Origin of the sequence: Kitasatospora sp. NPDC087315 (genome assembly GCF_044744345.1) — a bacterium.
In the GTDB taxonomy this organism is placed as follows: domain Bacteria; phylum Actinomycetota; class Actinomycetes; order Streptomycetales; family Streptomycetaceae; genus Kitasatospora.
Window position 1 is genome coordinate 1 of sequence record NZ_JBIUYD010000002.1, and the last position, 18,308, is coordinate 18,308.

18 protein-coding genes, 1 rRNA gene and 1 riboswitch are annotated in these 18,308 nt (G+C 72.6%); of the genes, 9 read left to right on the forward strand and 10 right to left on the reverse strand.

Annotated features, from left to right (window positions below):
- From ACIO5D_RS02880 to ACIO5D_RS02895, 4 genes are all read right to left on the reverse strand, one after another.
- Positions 1 to 93, reverse strand: a 16S ribosomal RNA gene (locus ACIO5D_RS02880); the annotation flags it as partial.
- 419 nt (positions 94 to 512) lie between these two features.
- A complete protein-coding gene (locus ACIO5D_RS02885; RefSeq protein WP_400793957.1) occupies positions 513 to 1,604 on the reverse strand; it encodes a threonine aldolase family protein in 1,092 nt (363 codons plus the stop codon).
- A complete protein-coding gene (locus tag ACIO5D_RS02890) occupies positions 1,601 to 2,359 on the reverse strand; it encodes an SDR family NAD(P)-dependent oxidoreductase (RefSeq protein WP_363613995.1) in 759 nt (252 codons plus the stop codon). Before ACIO5D_RS02890 ends, ACIO5D_RS02885 begins: the two co-directional genes overlap by 4 nt.
- On the reverse strand, positions 2,356 to 3,756 hold the full coding sequence (locus tag ACIO5D_RS02895) for a DUF6421 family protein (protein WP_400649187.1): 1,401 nt from the start codon (positions 3,754 to 3,756) through the stop codon (positions 2,356 to 2,358). Before ACIO5D_RS02895 ends, ACIO5D_RS02890 begins: the two co-directional genes overlap by 4 nt.
- 183 nt (positions 3,757 to 3,939) lie before the next feature.
- On the opposite strand from ACIO5D_RS02895, the gene ACIO5D_RS02900 reads away from it, so the two are divergent.
- The 3 genes from ACIO5D_RS02900 (at position 3,940) to ACIO5D_RS02910 (ending at position 5,993) form a co-directional block, all read left to right on the forward strand.
- Positions 3,940 to 4,035, forward strand: a complete 96-nt coding sequence (locus tag ACIO5D_RS02900; RefSeq protein ID WP_363613999.1) for a putative leader peptide — start codon at positions 3,940 to 3,942, stop codon at positions 4,033 to 4,035.
- Positions 4,036 to 4,309: 274 nt separating this feature from the next.
- Positions 4,310 to 4,903: a DUF5134 domain-containing protein gene (locus ACIO5D_RS02905; RefSeq protein WP_400793740.1), complete on the forward strand. Its 594-nt coding sequence runs from the start codon at positions 4,310 to 4,312 to the stop codon at positions 4,901 to 4,903.
- A gap of 142 nt (positions 4,904 to 5,045) precedes the next feature.
- Positions 5,046 to 5,993, forward strand: coding sequence for a M56 family metallopeptidase (locus tag ACIO5D_RS02910; protein ID WP_363614003.1), 948 nt, complete (start codon positions 5,046 to 5,048; stop codon positions 5,991 to 5,993).
- 84 nt (positions 5,994 to 6,077) lie between these two features.
- On the opposite strand, the gene ACIO5D_RS02915 is transcribed toward ACIO5D_RS02910, so the two are convergent.
- Entirely contained in the window at positions 6,078 to 6,506 is a 429-nt protein-coding gene (locus tag ACIO5D_RS02915) for a MarR family transcriptional regulator (protein WP_363614005.1), read from the reverse strand.
- Positions 6,507 to 6,593: 87 nt separating this feature from the next.
- Between ACIO5D_RS02915 and ACIO5D_RS02920 the strand changes: the two genes are divergently transcribed.
- On the forward strand, positions 6,594 to 8,120 hold the full coding sequence (locus tag ACIO5D_RS02920) for an MFS transporter (protein ID WP_400649192.1): 1,527 nt from the start codon (positions 6,594 to 6,596) through the stop codon (positions 8,118 to 8,120).
- Between the two features lie 230 nt (positions 8,121 to 8,350).
- Entirely contained in the window at positions 8,351 to 8,956 is a 606-nt protein-coding gene (locus ACIO5D_RS02925) for a TetR family transcriptional regulator (protein ID WP_363614009.1), read from the forward strand.
- A 65-nt stretch (positions 8,957 to 9,021) separates the two neighbouring features.
- On the opposite strand, the gene ACIO5D_RS02930 is transcribed toward ACIO5D_RS02925, so the two are convergent.
- Positions 9,022 to 9,888, reverse strand: coding sequence for a helix-turn-helix transcriptional regulator (locus ACIO5D_RS02930; protein ID WP_363614011.1), 867 nt, complete (start codon positions 9,886 to 9,888; stop codon positions 9,022 to 9,024).
- Positions 9,889 to 10,306: 418 nt separating this feature from the next.
- Here ACIO5D_RS02930 and ACIO5D_RS02935 point away from each other — a divergent pair, with 418 nt between their 5' ends.
- Positions 10,307 to 10,825: an ATP-binding protein gene (locus tag ACIO5D_RS02935; protein ID WP_363614013.1), complete on the forward strand. Its 519-nt coding sequence runs from the start codon at positions 10,307 to 10,309 to the stop codon at positions 10,823 to 10,825.
- A gap of 328 nt (positions 10,826 to 11,153) precedes the next feature.
- Here ACIO5D_RS02935 and ACIO5D_RS02940 read toward each other — a convergent pair whose 3' ends face one another.
- Positions 11,154 to 11,408: a DUF397 domain-containing protein gene (locus ACIO5D_RS02940; RefSeq protein ID WP_363614015.1), complete on the reverse strand. Its 255-nt coding sequence runs from the start codon at positions 11,406 to 11,408 to the stop codon at positions 11,154 to 11,156.
- Positions 11,409 to 11,921: 513 nt separating this feature from the next.
- Between ACIO5D_RS02940 and ACIO5D_RS02945 the strand changes: the two genes are divergently transcribed.
- Positions 11,922 to 12,815 carry a hypothetical protein gene (locus ACIO5D_RS02945; protein ID WP_400793741.1) on the forward strand — a complete coding sequence of 298 codons (894 nt, stop codon included), beginning with the start codon at positions 11,922 to 11,924 and terminating at the stop codon, positions 12,813 to 12,815.
- Positions 12,816 to 12,882: 67 nt separating this feature from the next.
- Here the strand turns inward: ACIO5D_RS02945 and ACIO5D_RS02950 are convergent, their stop codons facing one another.
- Together ACIO5D_RS02950 and ACIO5D_RS02955 are read right to left on the reverse strand one after the other, a co-directional pair.
- Positions 12,883 to 13,518, reverse strand: coding sequence for a hypothetical protein (locus tag ACIO5D_RS02950; RefSeq protein ID WP_400793742.1), 636 nt, complete (start codon positions 13,516 to 13,518; stop codon positions 12,883 to 12,885).
- Entirely contained in the window at positions 13,458 to 14,990 is a 1,533-nt protein-coding gene (locus ACIO5D_RS02955) for a hypothetical protein (RefSeq protein WP_400793743.1), read from the reverse strand. Before ACIO5D_RS02955 ends, ACIO5D_RS02950 begins: the two co-directional genes overlap by 61 nt.
- Positions 14,991 to 15,373: 383 nt before the next feature.
- Positions 15,374 to 15,544: riboswitch (cyclic di-AMP (ydaO/yuaA leader) on the forward strand.
- Here ACIO5D_RS02955 and ACIO5D_RS02960 point away from each other — a divergent pair.
- Together ACIO5D_RS02960 and ACIO5D_RS02965 are read left to right on the forward strand one after the other, a co-directional pair.
- Positions 15,531 to 16,829 carry a transglycosylase family protein gene (locus ACIO5D_RS02960; RefSeq protein WP_400793744.1) on the forward strand — a complete coding sequence of 433 codons (1,299 nt, stop codon included), beginning with the start codon at positions 15,531 to 15,533 and terminating at the stop codon, positions 16,827 to 16,829. Its footprint overlaps the riboswitch before it by 14 nt.
- 185 nt (positions 16,830 to 17,014) lie before the next feature.
- On the forward strand, positions 17,015 to 17,215 hold the full coding sequence (locus ACIO5D_RS02965; RefSeq protein ID WP_363614021.1) for a hypothetical protein: 201 nt from the start codon (positions 17,015 to 17,017) through the stop codon (positions 17,213 to 17,215).
- Between the two features lie 58 nt (positions 17,216 to 17,273).
- Here ACIO5D_RS02965 and ACIO5D_RS02970 read toward each other — a convergent pair whose 3' ends face one another.
- Complete coding sequence (locus ACIO5D_RS02970; RefSeq protein ID WP_363614023.1) at positions 17,274 to 18,293, reverse strand: LacI family DNA-binding transcriptional regulator; 1,020 nt, start codon at positions 18,291 to 18,293, stop codon at positions 17,274 to 17,276.
- Positions 18,294 to 18,308: the final 15 nt, after the last annotated feature.

Below are 18,308 nucleotides of genomic sequence, written 5' to 3' on the forward strand. Positions count from 1 at the left end.
ACTGATCCACCCCGAAGGGCTTCACCGTTCGACTTGCATGTGTTAAGCACGCCGCCAGCGTTCGTCCTGAGCCAGGATCAAACTCTCCGTGAATGCTTGCCCGTAATCGGGCGGCACACCCGCGTTGAGCGGCACGGCAACCACCGGAATAGGGCGGCCCCGCGCACTGCGTCCTCGCTGTGTTATTTCAAAAAGGAATCTCCAACCCCGGAACAATCCGAGGCCGGGGATGTCAACATATCTGGCGTTGACTTTTGGCACGCTGTTGAGTTCTCAAGGAACGGACACTTCCTTCAGGCCGCCTTCCAGCGGGCCCTCCGGGCGCTTCGTTCTTTCGTGTTCTCAGCTTATCAGATGTTTTCCGCTCCGTTTTCCGGAGTTTCATTCATCGGATCCGCTTTCCGCCGCCCCTCTCGGTGCGACTCCGGAACTGTACGGGCCCGGGCACGCCACATGCAAATCGTCCCGCCCTGCTGTCGCAGGACGGGACAATCGGCTGTCCACGAGCGCCGTCAGGCGCGGCCCATCTCCTCGGCGATGGCCGCCGCGAAGGCGTCGATATCCGCCTCCGTGGTGTCGAACGAACACATCCAGCGCACCTCACCGGTGTGCTCGTTCCAGAAGTAGAAGCGGTAGCGCTTCTGCAGCCGCTCGCTGACCTCCCGCGGGAGGATCGCGAACACCGCGTTCGCCTGGACCGGGCGGACGACCGTCACACCCTCGATGGTCCGGACGGCGGCCTCGAGCCGGCTGGCCATCGCGTTGGCGTGGCCGGCGTTGCGCAGGTAGAGGTCACCGGAGAGCAGGGCCTCGAACTGGACCGAGGCGAAGCGCATCTTCGACGCGAGCTGCATCGAGGTCTTGCGCAGGTACTTGATGTTGCGTACCCGCTCCGGGTTGAGCACCACCACGACCTCGCCGAACAGCAGGCCGTTCTTCGTACCCCCGTAGGAGAGGACGTCCACGCCGACATCGGTGGTGAAGGCACGCAGCGGCAGGCCGAGCGAGGCGGCCGCGTTGGCCAGGCGGGAGCCGTCCACGTGGACCAGCATGCCGAGCTGGTGGGCGTGGTCGGTGATCGCCCGGATCTCCTCGGCCGTGTAGAGCGTGCCCAGCTCGGTGCTCTGGGTGATCGAGACCGCCAGCGGCTGGGCCCGGTGCTCGTCGCCGAAGCCCCAGGCCTGCTGGTCGATCAGCTCGGGGGTGAGCTTGCCGTCCGGGGTGGGGACGGTGAGCAGCTTGATGCCGCCCATCTTCTCGGGGGCGCCGCCTTCGTCCACGTTGATGTGGGCGCTCTCGGCCGCGACCACCGCACCCCAGCGCGGGAGCAGGGCCTGCAGGGCGACGACGTTGGCGCCGGTGCCGTTGAAGACGGGGTGCGCCTCGGCCTGCTCGCCGAAATGGCGGCGGAAGACGTCCTGCAGGTGCGCCGTGTAGTCGTCCTCGCCGTAGGCGACCTGGTGGCCGCCGTTGGCGAGGGCTATCGCGGCGAGGATCTCCGGGTGCACGCCGGCGTAGTTGTCGCTGGCGAAACCGCGGACGGCGGGGTCGTGCCGTCGTACCGCGTCCGTGCGGGGGTCCTCCGGCGAGCCGGGGTGGATCATCGGGCTGTCAGCCACAGGTGCTGTCCGTTCAGTTCTGCTGCGGGGCGGTCCCAGAGGCCCGCCAGGGTGGTGGCGAGGTCGGCGGTGTCCGTGAAGCCGGTGAACTTCGCCTCGGGCTTCTCGGCCCGCATCTCGGGACTGACCAGCGCCTTGATGACCAGGATCGCAGCTGCGGCGGTGGGATCGCCGTCCGCGGCGGTGGTCTCCTTCTTGAAGGAGTCGGCCATCGCGAGGGTCCAGGCCTCGGTGGCGGCCTTGGCCGCAGCGTAGGCGGCGCCGCCGGCGGTGGGCTTGTGCGCGGACGCGGCGGAGACCATCGCGTAGCGGCCGGCGGAGCTGCGGACCAGGGCGGGCTGGAAGGCCAGCGAGGTGTGCTGGAGGGTACGGACGACGGTGTCGTGCAGCCAGTCCCAGTCGTCGATCCGGGTGTCGAAGAAGGTCTTGCTGCCGCGCCAGCCACCGACCAGGTGGAACAGGCCGTCGACGTGGCCGTGCTCCGCCTCCAGGTGGTCGGCCCAGTCGTGGACCTCCTGCGGGTCGAGCAGGTCGATGACCTGGCCGCTGAGACGGGCCCCGGGCACGGCGGCGCGGGTGGCGTCCATCTCGGCCTCGAGGGCTCGCGCGTCGATGCTGGCGGCGATCACCGTGGCACCGTCGGCGGCGAGGCGGCGCAGCGTCGCGTGGCCGGCCGGGCCGGTGGCACCGGCCACGGCGATGACCTTGCCGGTGAGCGGTCCGTTGGGTGCGGTGGTCATGCGGCGACTCCCTGGATACCGGCGGCCGTGATGCCCGCGGTGGCGGCGATGACGCCGCTGAGCTTCTTGTTGAGGGCCTCGTAGAACATGCTCAGCGGGAACTCGTCCGGGAGCACGGCGTCGCACAGGGCCTTGTTGAGCGCCTTGCCGTCGATGAGGTCGAGGGGCAGCGCGTCGGGGCCCTTCGCCCAGGTGGAGGCCGGGTGCGGGGTGAGGTAGCGGGAGACCAGCTCGTAGGCGGCGATCCAGTGGGCCGGCTTGGGCCGGTCGATGCCGTCGCGGTAGAGGGTCTCGATCTCGGCGCAGAGCGCGTTGGTCACCTGCGGGGCGCGCTCCCAGTCGATGCTGAGGCGGTTGTCGCGCCAGCGCAGCGCGTCGTGCTTGTGCAGGTACGCGAAGAGCAGCTGGCCGCCGAGGCCGTCGTAGTTGCGGACGCGGTCGCCACTGACCGGGAAGCGGAAGAGACGGTCGAAGAGGATCGCGTACTGGACGTCGCGGGCGTGGGCGTTGCCCTCGGCCTCCAGCTTCACGGCCTCCTTGAAGGCGGTGAGGTCGCAGCGGAGCTCTTCGAGGCCGTACATCCAGAACGGGCTGCGCTGCTTGATCATGAAGGGGTCGAACGGCAGGTCGCCGTGGCTGTGGGTGCGGTCGTGGACGAGGTCCCACAGGACGAAGGTCTGCTGGGCGCGCTCCTGCTCCCGCAGCAGGCCCTCGGCGTCGGCCGGGATCTCCAGGCCGAGCTGCTGGACGGCGCTGGTGGTGACGGCGCGGAAGCGGGCGGCCTCGCGGTCGCAGAAGATGCCGCCCCAGGTGAAACGCTCCGGTGCCTTGCGCACGGCCACGGTCTCGGGGAAGAGGACGGCGGAGTTGGTGTCGTAGCCGGCCGTGAAGTCGGTGAAGGTGATCGGCACGAACATCGGGTTGTCGAAGCGGGTGCGCTCCAGCTCGGCCAGCCACTCGGGCCAGACCACGCTCAGCAGGACGGCTTCCAGGTTGCGGTCCGGGTTGCCGTTCTGGGTGTACATCGGGAAGACCACGAGGTGCTCCAGGCCGTCCTCGCGCTGCTCCGCGGGCTGGAAGGCCAGCAGCGAGTCCAGGAAGTCGGGCTCCCGGTACCCCGTGTCGGCCCACTTCGCCAGGTCCGCGTCGACGGCCGCCAGGTAGGCGGCGTCGTGCGGGAAGAGCGGGGCGAGCTCCCCGACGGCGCTGCGGACGGTGGCGACCAGCGGGTCGACCGTGTGCCGCTGGACGGCGGCCAGGTCGATCGAGCCGTCCTTGGACTGCAGCGGGCGCAGGGTCTCGACGGCTTCCTTGAGGCGCAGCCAGGCCGGGTGGTCGGCGAGGGTGGAGACCGGGGCGTCGGCCGCCACAGCGAGCCTTGGCGAAAGATTCTGCATCGTGGACTCACTTCGGCAGGAGTTATTTCAACGGGAACACCATAAGTACGAAAGGTTCTCCTGTTCAAGGGGGCTTGGGCCGCTGATTGTCCCGGCAAGGGGGTCCGGCGCCGGATGTCCGGCATGTGGGCGGGTATCTGGATGTTCCGGACAGATGCACGACGGGGATGCGAACCTCCCGTCATGCTCCCGGCGGTGATCCTGGTGGCCCGACGCCACATCGACCTGCTCCGGGTGTCTTCCTGCTGTTGCGCGCGCGGCCTCTGCCGCTGCCGCTGATCCGGCTCGGGGGCGCCGCGGACGCGGCTCCGTACGCCGACCATGCCGCCTGTGTTCCGGCGCCGCCACCGGAGGGAAGTGACCCGCCGAGGCGCCGCGCCCGCCCTCCGGGCGGACGGCGGGAGTCTGACGACAGACCCTGGTCACAGGAGTGCTCGCCGAACGGCTTCACCACGGCGAACACTCCGTGCGCCCCCGTGCACGCCCTGCTGTGCGCGGCTCCGAGCGGTGATCGTGGACGGTACGCCCGCACGCGCCGCCGCGGAGGTCGCCGTTGCACGGACCGGTTCTGGTCAGCTGGCTGCTGGCCGTTCTCACCGCGGCCTCCGGGGCCTACTGCCTCACCCGGCTGCGCCACGCCCCCTGCTCCACCGGCCCCGCCCCCGGGCCCTCTGCCGTCCCCTCCTCGGTGCAGCCCGCGCCGCACCGGCTGCTCGCCCACGAGTCCGACGCCGCCGAGGCGTTGATGGGGCTCGGCATGGCGGCGATGGCCGTCACCGGGGCCGTCGTGCCGGCCATGGTCTGGGCCTGGGTGTTCGGCGTCCCGGCGGTCTGTTTCCTGTTCGGCGCCGTGCGCGGCCTGGCCCGGCGGACGCACCGGCTGCACCACGCGATCGGCACCCTGGCGATGACTTACATGGCACTCGCCATGGCCGCCGCGCCCGCCCATGCGCACCACGCCGCGAGCGTCGGCGCGCCGCTGCTGACCGGCGCGTTGCTGCTCTACTTCGGCGGCTACTCGCTCTGGACCGGCACCCGGTTGCTGGGCACCCCGGGCGGCGGGCGCCCGGTCGGCACCGCCGGGCTGCCGCAGGCCTGCCGGCTCTCGATGGGCATCGGGATGTTCGCCATGCTCCTGACGATGTGACGCCTACTGGGGCCCACCCCGCCGACTCCGCGCGTGGCGTTGGTCACTGGGCGGCCGAAAGTCGTTCCACCGGGCGTCGGCAGCGCTTAGGTTGGCGGGGAGCGCGCTGTCGCGTTCCGTGTGTACTCGGGGAGCCCATGCCATGACGGCCCTGCTCGGCCTGCTGCTGCTCGGACTGCTGCTCTCGACCGTGGTGCCCCGACTGCTGACCCGGGCCCGATGGGTGGAGCGGGAACCCGTACTGGCCCTGCTGGTGTGGCAGTGCCTGGTGGTGGCCGTACTGCTCTGCTGCGCGCTGGGCCTGGTCCTGGCCGCCGCGGCCGCGCTGCCCGAGCTTCGGGCGCTGGTGTTCGCGGGCGCGCCGCACGGTGTGGAGGCCGCGTACGGGTTGCAGGAGGCCGAGGGCTGGGGGCGGCTCTGCGCCGCGGTGCTGGCGGCGGGCGGGGTGCAGACCCTGCTGGCACTGACCCGCGAGGTCCGGTCCGCGAAGGCGCTCCGCGACCACCGGCACGCCCAACTGAGCAGCCGGGCACCCGAGTTGCCCGAGTCCATCGACACTCTGCGCAGCCGGCGCGAGCGGCTGGTGGTGCTGGAGAACGTCCGCCCCGAGGCCTGGTCGCTGCCGGGCCACAACTCCCGCCTGGTGGTGACCACCGGCGCCCTCCAGCAGCTGACCGCCCGGGAGTTGGCGGCTGTGCTGAGCCATGAGCGCGGGCACGTCCGGGCCCGGCACCACTGGCTGTCCCAGTGCGCCCAGGCCCTCGCCTCCGGCTTCCCCGGCGTCGGGGTGTTCAGCGCCTTCCGGGACCAGGTGGGCGAGTTGGTGGAGCTGGCGGCCGACGACCGGGCGGCGCGCCGGCACGGGCGGCACACCACCGCCCTGGCACTGGCCGAACTCAACCTGGGCCGCGGGGTGTTCGGCGCCTGCCCGCCCGGGCTGGCGCAGTCCCCGAAGCGGGTGGACCGGCTGCTCGCCGGGCGGCCCCGGCTCTCCGTCCCGCACCGGCTGCGGCTCACCGTCGCGGCGCTGGCCGCGCCCGCCGCCGCCGTCCTGCTGGCCGCCGCACCGGGGCTCTCGACCCTGCTGTAACGGCCCACCGGGCTCCGCCACCGCCGGACCCTCCGGTCAACGCGCGCCGCAACACCCATGCGGCAGAAGAGGGCTGAGGGTTCGTCAGCCCGGCTGGCACGAGTCGTCGGGCCCGCCGCCGATGGCGCGGGCGAGCACCTCACGGTGCAGCGGTCGGGCCTCGGCGTAGAGCCGGCAGCCGGCCTCGGTGAGCGTGATCTGGATGCCGCGCCGGTCACTGGCGCACATCGCCCGCGTGACCAGGCCGGCCTTCTCCAGCCGGCCGATCAGCCTCGACAGCGCGCTCTGGCTCAGATGCACGGTGTCGGCCAGCTCCTGGACCCTCAGTTGATGGCCCCGGTCGGCGTCGCGCTCCTCGACGAGGCGCTCCAGCACCTCGAACTCGCTCATGCCGAGACCGTGCCTCTCCCCCAGCTCGCGGTCGAGCGCACAGCTGGTGGCGGCATGGCGGGCCAGCAGGTCTCGCCATTCGGCGACCAGACCTGCCTCCGCCGGAGAGTCGAGTTCAGCCACGGCGCCACAGTACCACGCGCGCCAGAAATTTATGCGTTCACATCTTATTCATTTGCATTGAATGCACGCGCATGTAATCTCCTCCCCATGACCACCGCGACCGTCACGTCCCCTGACGACTCATCAACCAGCGGGCTGAACTGGACACCCCGCCTCTGGGGCACGCTCATCGTGCTCTGCGCCGCGATGTTCCTGGATGCCCTCGACGTCTCCATGGTGGGCGTCGCCCTCCCGTCCATCGGATCCGAACTCCACCTCTCCACCTCCACCCTGCAGTGGGTGGTCTCCGGCTACGTCCTCGGCTACGGCGGGCTGCTGCTGCTCGGCGGCCGGGCCGCCGACCTGCTCGGCCGCCGCCGGGTCTTCCTGGTCGCGCTGGCCGTGTTCGCCGCCGCCTCCCTGCTCGGCGGCCTGGTGGACGACGGCGGCCTGCTGATCGCCGCCCGGTTCCTCAAGGGCGTCAGCGCCGCCTTCACCGCCCCCGCCGGGCTGTCGATCATCACCACCACCTTCGCCGAGGGCCCGGCCCGCAACCGGGCGCTGTCGATCTACACCACCTGCGGCGCCAGCGGCTTCTCGCTCGGCCTGGTGCTCAGCGGCCTGCTCACGTCGGTCGGCTGGCGCTGGACCTTCCTGATGCCCGTCCCCGTCGCCCTGCTCGCCCTGGCCTTCGCCGTCCGGCTGCTCCCCCGCCCCACCGAGGAGCGCGCCAAGGGCGGGTACGACGTGGCCGGCGCGATCACAGGCACGCTCACCGTCCTGCTGCTGGTCTTCACCGTCACCGAGGCCCAGGGGGCCGGCTGGCTGAGCCTGCGCACCATCGGCTCGTTGTTCGTGGTCGCCGCCCTGGCCGCCGCCTTCCTCACGATCGAGAGCCGCACCGCGCACCCGCTGGTCCGGCTCGGCATCTTCCGCAACGGCTCGGTCGCCCGGGCCAACGTCGTCGCCTTCGCGATGACCGGCGCGTACGGCGGGTTCCAGTTCGTCGTCACCCTCTACCTGCAGCACCTGCTCCACTGGTCGGCCCTGGAGATGGCCCTCGGTCTGCTGCCGGCCGGCGCCTTCATCGCACTGTCCGCGCCGCTGATGGGCCCGGTCGTGGACCGCTTCGGCACTTCCCGGCTGCTGCCGATCGGCGTGCTGGCCCTGGTGCTCGCCTTCGCGCTGTTCCTGCGCCTGGACGAGCACAGCTCCTACCTCACCCTGGTGCTGCCGTCGATGATCCTGCTGGGCGTCGGCTTCTCGCTGGCCTTCCCCTCGGTCAACATCGCCGCCACCGACGGCGTGGCCGACGAGGAACAGGGCCTGGCCTCCGGGCTGGTCAACACCGCGATCCAGGTCGGCACCGCGGTCGTACTCGCCGGGGCCACCGCGATGATCACCGCCGGGAGCGGGGGCGGCGAGAGCGCCCAGGCGCAGCTGGACGGCTACCGGCCCGCGCTGGTCCTCGTCACGGCGGTCGCGCTGCTGGGCTTCCTGATCGCCGCCGTCGGTGCCGTGCTGGACCGGAGGAAGGCCTCGGCTCCCCGGCCGGTGGCCGACCATCACGGCCCGTCGACCGAGCTCTTCGACTCCGGCGAGCCGGCCCGGAGCGGGCTTCTGACCAAGAGCTGACCGCCGCCCGGGGCCGCCCCGTCGTCACCGGGGTCGCCGCCGGGCAGGCACCGGCTCCACCAAACCCCCGTCTTGGTGGAGCCGGCACCTCCGTACGAGCCGGTCCGTGGCACCCGCCGACTTGCGGGTTCCCCGGTTCGGCCGTTCGCTCCGCCAGTATATTGGCCGGGAGCCAACGAACGTACGGAGCAGACACGATGGCACCTCGCGGGGATTCGGTCAACGAGGAAATGCGTCAACGCTCCCGCCGGCGCATCATGTGCGCCACCGTCGAGCTGGTGGATCAGCGCGGCTACGCGGGCACCACGCTGACCGACATCGCCGAACGGGCCGGTCTCGCCCGGGGGCTGCTCTCCTACTACTTCGACGGCAAACGGCTGCTGATGCAGTCCGCGACGCACCGGATGATGCACCAGAAGCTCTCCGCGGCCCTGGCCGCGCTGGCACCGGACGCTTCTCCGCAGGCCAGGCTGGCCCGGGCGATCGACGCGGTGCTGGCGCTCGCGATGGAGCACCCCCGGGTGATGCGCTCGCATCTGGCGCTGATCCTGGACCCGGACTCCGGCGCCTTCGTCCAGGACCCGGAGCAGCAGCGGCTCGGCGCACTCCTCCAGGGGCTGCTGCGCGACTGGGGCGCGCCCGACCCGGTCGCCGAACACGCGGTGCTGCGCAGTGCGCTGATGGGCGGCTGCATCGGCGTGCTGCTGCCGGGGGCCGAGATATCGCTGGCGCCGATCCGGGCCGACCTGTTCGGCCGCTACGACCTGGCCTGGGAGCTGGGCCGGCCGCCGCAGCCGCGGCCGCCGCAGCGCGAACGGCCGTCGGCCCGCGGGTGAGCGCGGGGCGACGGCCGTTCGACGACGACTGTACGGCGGCCGGTCAGCCGCCGGTCAGCTCGTTGTCAGCGTTCCTTCAGGATCGACGCCAGCAGATCGATGGTCCGCTCGGGCGTCAGACTGTCCACGCAGAGCCGTTCCATGACCTGGATGTACGCGTCGACGTCGTCGCGCTTGTCCAGGTAGAGCGCGCTGGTGAGCTGCTCCAGGTAGACGACGTCGGCGAGGTCCTGCTCGGGGAAGCGCAGGATGGTGAACGCTCCGGACTCCCCGGCGTGGGCGCCGAAGCGGAACGGCATCACCTGGATCACCACGTTGGCCTGCTCGGCGACGTCGATCAGGTACTGCACCTGACCGCGCATCACCTCGGGCCCGCCGACCGGGCGGCGCAGTGCGGCCTCGTCGATGACGGCCCAGAGCCGCGGGTTGTTGCCCTCGGCGAGCAGCTTCTGGCGGCGCAGCCGGAGGCTGACCCGCCGTTCGACCTCCTCCGCGCTGATGACCGGGCGGCTCTGACCGAAAACCGCTCGCGCGTACTCCTCGGACTGCAGCAGGCCGGGGATGAACTGCACCTCGTAGGTGCGGATCAGCGCGGCGGCCTCCTCCAGGCCGACGTAGGTCTGGAACCAGCCCGGCAGCACGTCGTTGAAACTGTGCCACCAGCCGGACTTGTTGGCCTCACGGACCAGGCCGAGCAGGGCCTCGCGCTCGATGCCGTCGTCCACGCCGTAGAGGCTGAGGAGATCGGCGACGTCGCGCTCCTTGAAGCTGACGCGGCCGAGCTCCATGCGACTGATCTTGGACTCGGACGCGCGGATCGCGTACCCGGCGTCCTCGCGGGTGATGCCGCGCGCCTCGCGGAGCCGGCGCAGCTGGGAACCGAGGAGGATCCGGCGGACCATCGAGCCGCCGCCCGGCTGAACTGTGGTCATGCGGTCGAAACCTCCACCTAGGGCAAACAGCGCACAGTCTGCCATCAGTTGAGCGCTCACGGTGCCGATACTGACGGATGTTCCTATCAGTTCCGCACTCCACACACCAGGATGCACGTGCATCCGGCGCTTGCATATGCCAATAGTGCGACTGCACGTGAATCGACTCTTGCATCTGCAGTGAGCGCAGAGGACCATGGTGCACGTGCACCTGCACATCCCTGGCAATCCCGCGGGCTCCGCGTCGACCCCACGCGCGACTCCGTGCACCAGCCCGGCAGCGCCCCTCGCGCCACCGGGCGTTCGTGTGCGCGCGCGACTGGTCGAGGGGGCGGCCGTGCGGCCGAGCGAGTCGGAGGTGACCGGCATGACCCCGGCGGGTCCAGCCGTGTCCGCCCCCTTATGGGAGGAGCTCTTCATGAGCACCGGTACGGCTTTGGCAGTCGACCCCCATGTGGTCACCTGTACGCTCGCTCCTCGCTACGAAGCCGTCAGAACCGCGCGCGACTTCGCCCGGAGCGCCCTGCAGCGCTGGGGGCTGGGCGAGCTGTTCGACGATGTCGCGCTGGTGGCCTCGGAGCTGGTGACCAATGCCCTCCGGCACGCGATCGGCGCACGGCCCGACCCGGCCGGCGGCGCCCTGGGCGGCTACGACTGTCCCACCCAGGCGGCGGACGGCCGGCTGCCGATCCGAATAAGCCTGGTTCACCGCGCCCCGCAGGTGGTCTGCGCGGTGAGCGACCCCAGCAGCATCGGCCCGGTGGCACGGGAGGCGGACTTCGTGGCCGAGTCGGGCCGCGGGCTGCACCTGGTGGACTCGTTCAGCCGCTCCTGGGGCTGGCACCCGCTGGGCGGCGGCAAGGTGGTCTGGGCGCTCTTCGAGGCGGAGCAGTGCGCGACCCCCGAGGTCGGCGGACGGCACCGGCGCTCGGCCTAGCCCCGGACCGGGCAGGGCGGCGACAGTGGGCACGAGCGGCTTGAGCACAGGAGGCGCGGGCACGGGCGGCACACCCCTGCTCGACGGTCCCGGCCGGCGGCCCGGCCCGGCGTCAGCGCGGACATCAGGGCAGGCATCGGAGCGGACATCAAGCCGGGCGGCGGGGCAGGTGACCTGTTCGGTCGGGCCGTCCGTACTCGCGGCCGCACACGACCGGAAGAACGGCCCGGCGCGACGGCGCCCGTACCAGGGAATGGGCGCCGTCAGACACAGGCCGCCGCGGTGTCAGCACCCACGACGGCCCCCCGATGGTGAAGGCGACGGCCGGTCAGACCGCCAGGTGGTCGAACTCCCCGTCCTTGGCACCCAGCAGCAGCGCCGCGATCTCGGCCCGGGTGTAGATGAGCGCGGGACCGTCCGGGAAGCGCGAGTTGCGCATCGCCACGTCCCCTCCCGGCAGAGCGGCGAACTCGACGCAGTTGCCCTGAGAGTTGCTGTGCAGGCTCTTCTGCCAGACCACGTTCTCGAGGTCCGCAGCCGCCATCCCGTTGTACGGGTCGTTCGTGTCGTACCTGTCGTGCATAGAAATCTCCCGAAGAGCTCCGGAGTGGTCGTCCAGCGCGGCGCCCCCGGCACAGGCCGAACGACTGGACCGGCCCCGTACCGGCCCGGCATAACGCCTCACTTGACGTGATGATAGCTCCAGTGCACGTGCATCAGCACGGGACAGTGCAGGTGCACGGCCTCTTTCACGGATCGGCCGGAACTCTTCACCACCCGCCGCCCGGCAGCCCGTAAGCGGACATAGCCGACTGAATCGGCAAGTCGCCGATAACCGCCCGTAAGCGACCCCCCGCTGAATGTTGATCTTCCAGCGCCGGGAGTCGCGCCTCCGTGACCCTCCGTCAGACCCCTTCCGGCCTGTGAGACATCTCACGCCGGGAAGGCGCAACTCCCGCCCCGGCCGACCGCGTCGAAGGCGATACCGGCCACTGCGCGGGATTGGGTGCGTTATGTCCTGATTCGGCGTGGGTCACCGCCCTCGGAACGGCAGCCGACTGCGGGACCGGCGGAGCGATGTCCTACGATCTCCGCCATGAGCACCGCAGCCATCCCGGGCGCGCCACTGCCCGTCCGAACCCCAGGCTCCCGTGCGCGGGGGCGCCACCGCCGCCCCGAGCGCCCCGAGATTCCGGCCGGATCCCCGGCCCTGGTGCTCGCCGTGCCCGCGACCGCCGGGCCCGAGTCCCGCTCCGTCGTCGAGGAGCTGCTGTCGATCGTCCGCAGCGAGCAGAACGGCGTCCAGACCGCGGCCGGGTACCTCCCGGTCGGGGACGGCGACTTCGAGGGCACCGGGGACGAGCGCACCGTCGCCGAGCTGCTGGCCCAGGCCGCCGGGGCGGGCCTGCCCGCGCCGGTCGTGGTGCCGCTGGTTCCCGGCCCGCACGGTTTCCTGGCCGAACTCCACGCGCTCGCCGCCGAGTACGGCGCCCCCGTCACCGACGTGCTGGGCCCGCACCCGCTGCTGGCCGAGGCCGTCCACGTCCGCCTCTCCGAGGCCGGTCTGGCCCGCGCCGACCGCGCCCGGCTGTTCGCCATCGCGACCGCCGCGGACGGCGTGGTGCTCACCACCGTCGGCGGCGAGGAGGCCACCGCCGCCGCCGGGGTCACCGGGGTGCTGCTGGCCGCCCGGCTCGCCGTCCCGGTCGTCCCGGCCGCGCTGGACGTGCCCGGCTCGGTGGCCGCCGCCGTCGCGCACCTCAAGGAGACCGGCTCCCAGCGCCCCGCGCTGGCCCCGCTGGTGATCGGCCCGGAGGCCGACTCCGAGCTGCTCGCCACGGCCGCCGAGGAGACCGGCTGCCCGAGCGCCGCGCCGCTGGGCGCCTACCCGACGGTGGGCCAGCTGATCGCCTCCACCTACCTGGCCGCGCTGCCGGTCCCCGACCCCGGGGCGTACGCCGGGGAGAGCGGGGAGACCGCCGCCGAATAGCGCGGCCGTCCGACGACGCCAGGGCCCGGAACGGCTCCGTTCCGGGCCCTGCGGACGTCCGGACGGCTCAGGAGCGGCCGCCCACCCGGGTGGTGGGCGCGGCGGCGCCCCTGAGCCTGAGCGCGGGCGGCTGCACCGGCCGGGCCCGGGCGGCGAGCGCCGGCACCGGCCCGACGGCGGCGTTCCACTGCGGTTGCGCCGTACCGCCGCCGTCCGCCTTCCGCACCTGGAGCGCCTCGGAGCGCCCGGCCCGGCGCAGCACGATGCTCCTGGGCGGCGCCGACTCCGGGTCCATCCAGAGCTCGTTGCCGCCGAACTCGCAGTCCAGCACGGCCACATCGTCCGGTTTGCCGTCCGCGGCGGCGCGGACGGCGACCCCGGCCTTCCGGTAGCCGGTGAACCGGCTGCGGCTGAACGTGACGGCCTCCCCGGCGAGTTCGTGCCCGGCGGCGTCGATCAGCAGCCCGTCGAAGAGGCTGCCCTTGTCCCGGCCGAGCGCGTGCGGGGCCACTCCCCCGGCGGCGTTGCCGTACAGCACGCTCGCGGTGTAGTCGAAGTCGTTGAGGTAGGCGCCGTGTTCGATGCCCCGGCCGCCGTTGTGGTAGGCCGCGAACTCGGTGACCACATGGTGATGCCGGGCGTTCAGCCAGACGAAGATGCCGTCCTGCAGGTTGTTGTGGGCCAGGCAGCGCTGGAGGTCCACACCCCCTCGCTGTTCTCCGGCCACTCGTGGCCGGAGGCGCCGGTGACGCCCTGGACGCCGACGGCCACGCAGTCCACCGCCCGGCCGCCGGTGCCCGCGCCGAGGTTGAACCCCGTCAGGCGGTAGGCGCGCGGGTTGGGTTCGAGCCGGGTGCGGGAGGCCACGCAGGACTCGTGGACGATGTCGTCGGACGGGCGCTGCGGGGTACGGGTGTCCGGCGGGCCGTCCCACCAGGCGGCGTCCTCCCAGGTGTCGTGGCTGACGCAGCTGCGGAAGGTGATGCCGTGGCTGGCGTGCGGCACGAAGGCGTGGCTGCCCGCGTCGCGGACCACCACGCCCTCGACGACGGTGCCCCGGGTGGTGTCGCCGAGCATGTGGAAGTGCAGCCCGTACCGGCCGAGCACGGGCGCGGTGACGGGGACCGTGCCGTCCTGGCCCTTCCAGGTCTTCTCGGTGTCGGCGCGCGGACCCACCCAGCGCAGTGCGGCGTGCCGTACGTCGGCGGGCCGGGAGCCGGTGACGTGGACGTGCGCGCGGCCCTTCGCGGTGCCCTCGACCCGGACGCCGCGGGTCAGGTTGAGCAGTTCGGCGCCGACGGTGACGCCCCCTCCGGCGGTCACCCGGGGGTGGGCGTACTTCAGCGGGGAGGCCAGGGTGACGGTGGATCCGCTGACGGACCGGACGGTGACCAGGTCGTAGCGGGCGGAGAAGTCCTCGGCGTCGGGCGGGCCGGTCGGGGTGACGGCCAGTTCGTCGCCGGGCAGCCAGCCGGTGGGCTCGGCGGCCAGGCCGATGGAGGTGTCACCGGCCCGCAGCTCGCGGTCGGCGCGGACCCAGGCGGTCTTGGCCGCGCCGTCCAGCCGCAGGCAGCCGGCGCCGGTCACCCAGAGCCCGGTGTCGGTGTCGGTGTCGGTGTCGGTGTCGACCACCTTGGCGCCGTCGCCCTGGAAGCGCCGCTCGTCCACGGACGGGAAGCGGACGGTGTGCACGGCGGTGCCCTCGGGGGCGAGTGCCAGGGTGCCGCGGATCTCGACGTTGCCGTCCGAGGCGAGGGTGAGGGTGCGGTCGGCGGCGAAGGTGAGTACGCCGGTCGGCTCGACCAGCAGCGAGCCCACGGTGGCATCGGTGTCGAGGAGCACCCGGTCGGCGATCCGGACGGCGCTCCGCGGGCCGGGTACCGCACCGCCCCAGCCGGCCGGGTCGGACCAGCGGCGGCCGGCCAGGTCGACGGTCGGTGCGGCGGCGGGCCCGGCCCCGGAGGTGCCGACGGGCGGCGGCCCGGCGGGCCGGTGGTCCATGCCCGCGCCCTCGGCGGGGGCCGCGGCGGCGTCGGTGGGGCCGTCCGGGGCCACGGGCATACCGGGCATGCCGGTGGCCGCGACGGGCTGCGTCCGCCCGGTCAGCGAGCGCCGCAGGATCTCCTCGCCGCCGACCGCGGCGAACACCGTGCCGACCGCCGGCCAGCGCAGCATCGTCCGGCGGCGTACGGGAGTTCGGGGCCGTTCGGGCGATATGTCCACTCTGCGGCGTTTTGCCCGGCGGTGCACCCCCCGAGGCCTGACGGTCGGGCGCCCGGCACGCGGGTCCTCGTCCTTGGCCATCACCGCGCAGCCCTCCCGCCGGACGGCCGCGTCGGTACTGACGTCCTGAAGCACAGGCAGTTGGGTCCGGCCGCAGGGGCGTTGCCGAAAATCGGTCATTTCTGATCATGGTGGACAGCCAATCAACCCCTCACCCGTAAACCGTGACGGGCATCACACATGTTTGCGGTTTGAACGGGAGTCTGCTTAACGTGCTCCCCGTTCGTGGCTACACGAACCCAGCCCATCCGCAACGCCGAGTCCTGCCGTCGGTTGTGCTGGCAGCGCAGAAACGCACCACGGCAGGAGCGGGGGACCCACAGGTAAGTCGCCCCGGACCGGTTCCCGAAACCGGTTCAGGGCTAGGGGTGAAGCCGCGCCACGGCGCGGCCGGGCAACTCCAGCCCGAATCCGACAGCTCACCTCGCAGGCGTGGGAGAGGATCGCGTCTTCATGCTGCCCGTCAACGGCACCAGTCTGCCCCGTCGCGCCCGCCGCCTGATCGCCGCCGTCGGCGTCGCGGGTGTCGGCCTGACCGTCCCGTGCCTCACCACCGGCACCGCCTCCGCCGCCCCGGTCGCCACCTGGGACAAGGTCGCCCAGTGCGAGAGCGGTGGCAACTGGGCCATCAACACCGGCAACGGCTTCTACGGCGGCCTGCAGTTCACCTCCAGCACCTGGGCCGCCTTCGGCGGTACCGCGTACGCCTCGCAGGCCCACCTGGCCACCAAGGACCAGCAGATCGCGGTCGCCGAGAAGGTCCTCGCCTCGCAGGGCCCCGGCGCCTGGCCCGTCTGCTCCGTCAAGGCCGGCCTGACCAAGGGCGGCACCCCGGCCGCCGTCGACACCTCGGCCGCCGCGAAGCCGGCCGCCACCAAGCCGGCCGCCCCGGCCGCCACCCCCGCGCCGAAGCCCGCCCCGCAGGCCCCCGCGCAGACCCCGGCCCCGGCGAAGAGCCAGGCCCCCGCCGACTCCGCCCAGGCCAAGGGCGGCAGCCAGGCCCAGCCGACCGACTACACCGTCATCGCGGGCGACTGGCTCTCCTCCATCGCCGACAAGAACAACGTCCAGGGCGGCTGGGAGCGGCTGTACGAGCTGAACCGCGGCACCCTGACCCAGGGTCCGCACGTCATCTACCCGGGCCAGCAGCTCGCCCTGGGCAAGGGCGGCCAGGCCCAGCAGTCCGGCCAGGGCGCCACCGGCGCCTCCACCGGCAAGCCGGCCGCGCAGACCCAGGCACAGACCCCGGCCGCACAGACCCCGGCCGCGCAGACCCCGGCCGCGCAGGCCCCCGCCGCCAAGCCCGCCGCCAAGCCGGTCGCCAAGCCCGCCGCCCCGGCGCAGACCCAGGCCCCGGCGCAGACCGCCACCGGCAGCATGGCCGCCGCCGTCTCCTTCGCCCAGTCGAAGGTCGGTCAGGCCTACATCTACGGCGGCACCGGCAACGGCGGCTGGGACTGCTCCGGTCTGACCCAGGCCGCGCTGCGCGCCGCGGGCGTCTCCGTCCCGCGCGTCGCCGCCGACCAGGCCGCCGCCAGCACCCACGTCTCGCTGGACAGCCTGCTCCCGGGCGACCTGCTGTTCTGGTCCAACAACGGCAAGGACTCCGGCGTCTACCACGTCGCGATCTACATCGGCGGCGGGAAGTACGTCGAGGCCGCCAACCCGAGCTCGGGCGTGCGGACCCAGACCGTCGCCAACTGGGCCCCGGACTTCGCCGGCCGGGTCTGACCCGCCGGGCGTGCCCGGCACGCCCCCGACCCCGAGGCCCCCGGGGAGAGTCTGGTCGCTCTCCCCGGGGGCCTCGGCCTGTCTCCCCCGGCCGTCGCGCACCGGCCGGGTACCGGCGGGGCCACCGGTGGTCAACGCGGGCGCCGGCAGGGCATGCTGCTGCTCCGTACCCGAGGAGGAGTCACATGGCCCAGGTCACCGTCACGCTCGACGCCGATCTCGCCATCGACGCGATGACGCTCTCCGGCACCACGAACCCGCAGGACGCCGTCGAACTGGTCCCGCGCGACCACCTCGCCCGGGGCCGGCGCACCGGGACCCGGACCGGCGACGCCGCCGACGGACAACGGGTGAACCAGGAGCGCCCCACCGTCCAGGAGGGCTGAGCGCGGCACGGCCGGGGCCCCCGGGGAGCGTTCGCTCCCCGGGGGCCCCGGCACCGGTTCACCGCGGGCAGGCCCCGGTGGAGCCGCGCATCACCAGCTCCGGCTGGAACATGAACTCCCCGCGCTGGGCGGCGTTCGCACCGACCTCCTCCAGCAGAGCGTCGACGGCGGCGGTGGCCATCGCCTCGACCGGCTGGCGGATGGTGGTGAGCGGCGGCTCGGTGAAGGCAATCAGCGGCGAGTCGTCGAAGCCGACCACCGAGACGTCCTGCGGGACGGCCAGGCCCCGCTGACGCACCGCGCGGATCGCGCCGAGCGCCATCATGTCGCTGCCGCAGACGATCGCCGTGCAGCCCTTGTCGAGCAGCGCGCCGGCCGCCGCGTGCCCGCCCTCCACGCTGAACAGCGTGTGGTGGACGAGGTCCTCGGCCTCCTCCTGGGTCTTGCCGAGCACCGCCCGCATGGCCGCCGTGAAGCCCTCGATCTTGCGCAGCACCGGTACGTACCGCCGCTGCCCGACCGCCAGGCCGATCCGCTCGTGGCCGAGTTCGGCCAGGTGCTGGACGGCCATCCACATCGCGGCCCGGTCGTCCGGCGAGATGAACGGCGCGTCGATCTTCTCGCTGTAGCCGTTGATCAGCACGAACGGCACCTGCCGGCCGGCCAGCCGGGCGTACCGGTCGTGGTCGGCGGTGGTGTCGGCGTGCAGGCCGGAGACGAAGACGATGCCCGCCACGCCCCGGTCGACCAGCATCTCGACCAGTTCGTCCTCGGTCGAGCCGCCGGGCGTCTGGGTGCAGAGCACCGGCGTGTAGCCGTGCCGGCTCAGCACCTGCTCGATCACCTGGGCCAGCGCGGGGAAGATCGGGTTGCTCAGCTCCGGGGTGATCAGCCCGATCAGTCCGGCGCTGCGCTGGCGCAGGCGGGTCGGCCGCTCGTAGCCGAGCACGTCCAGCGCCGCCAGCACGGTCTGCCGGGTGGCGGCGGAGACGTTCGCCTTGCCGTTGAGTACGCGGGAGACGGTGGCTTCGCTGACCCCCGCCTGCGCCGCGATGTCTGAGAGTCGCGCCGTAGTCACGGTCCCAGAGCCTAT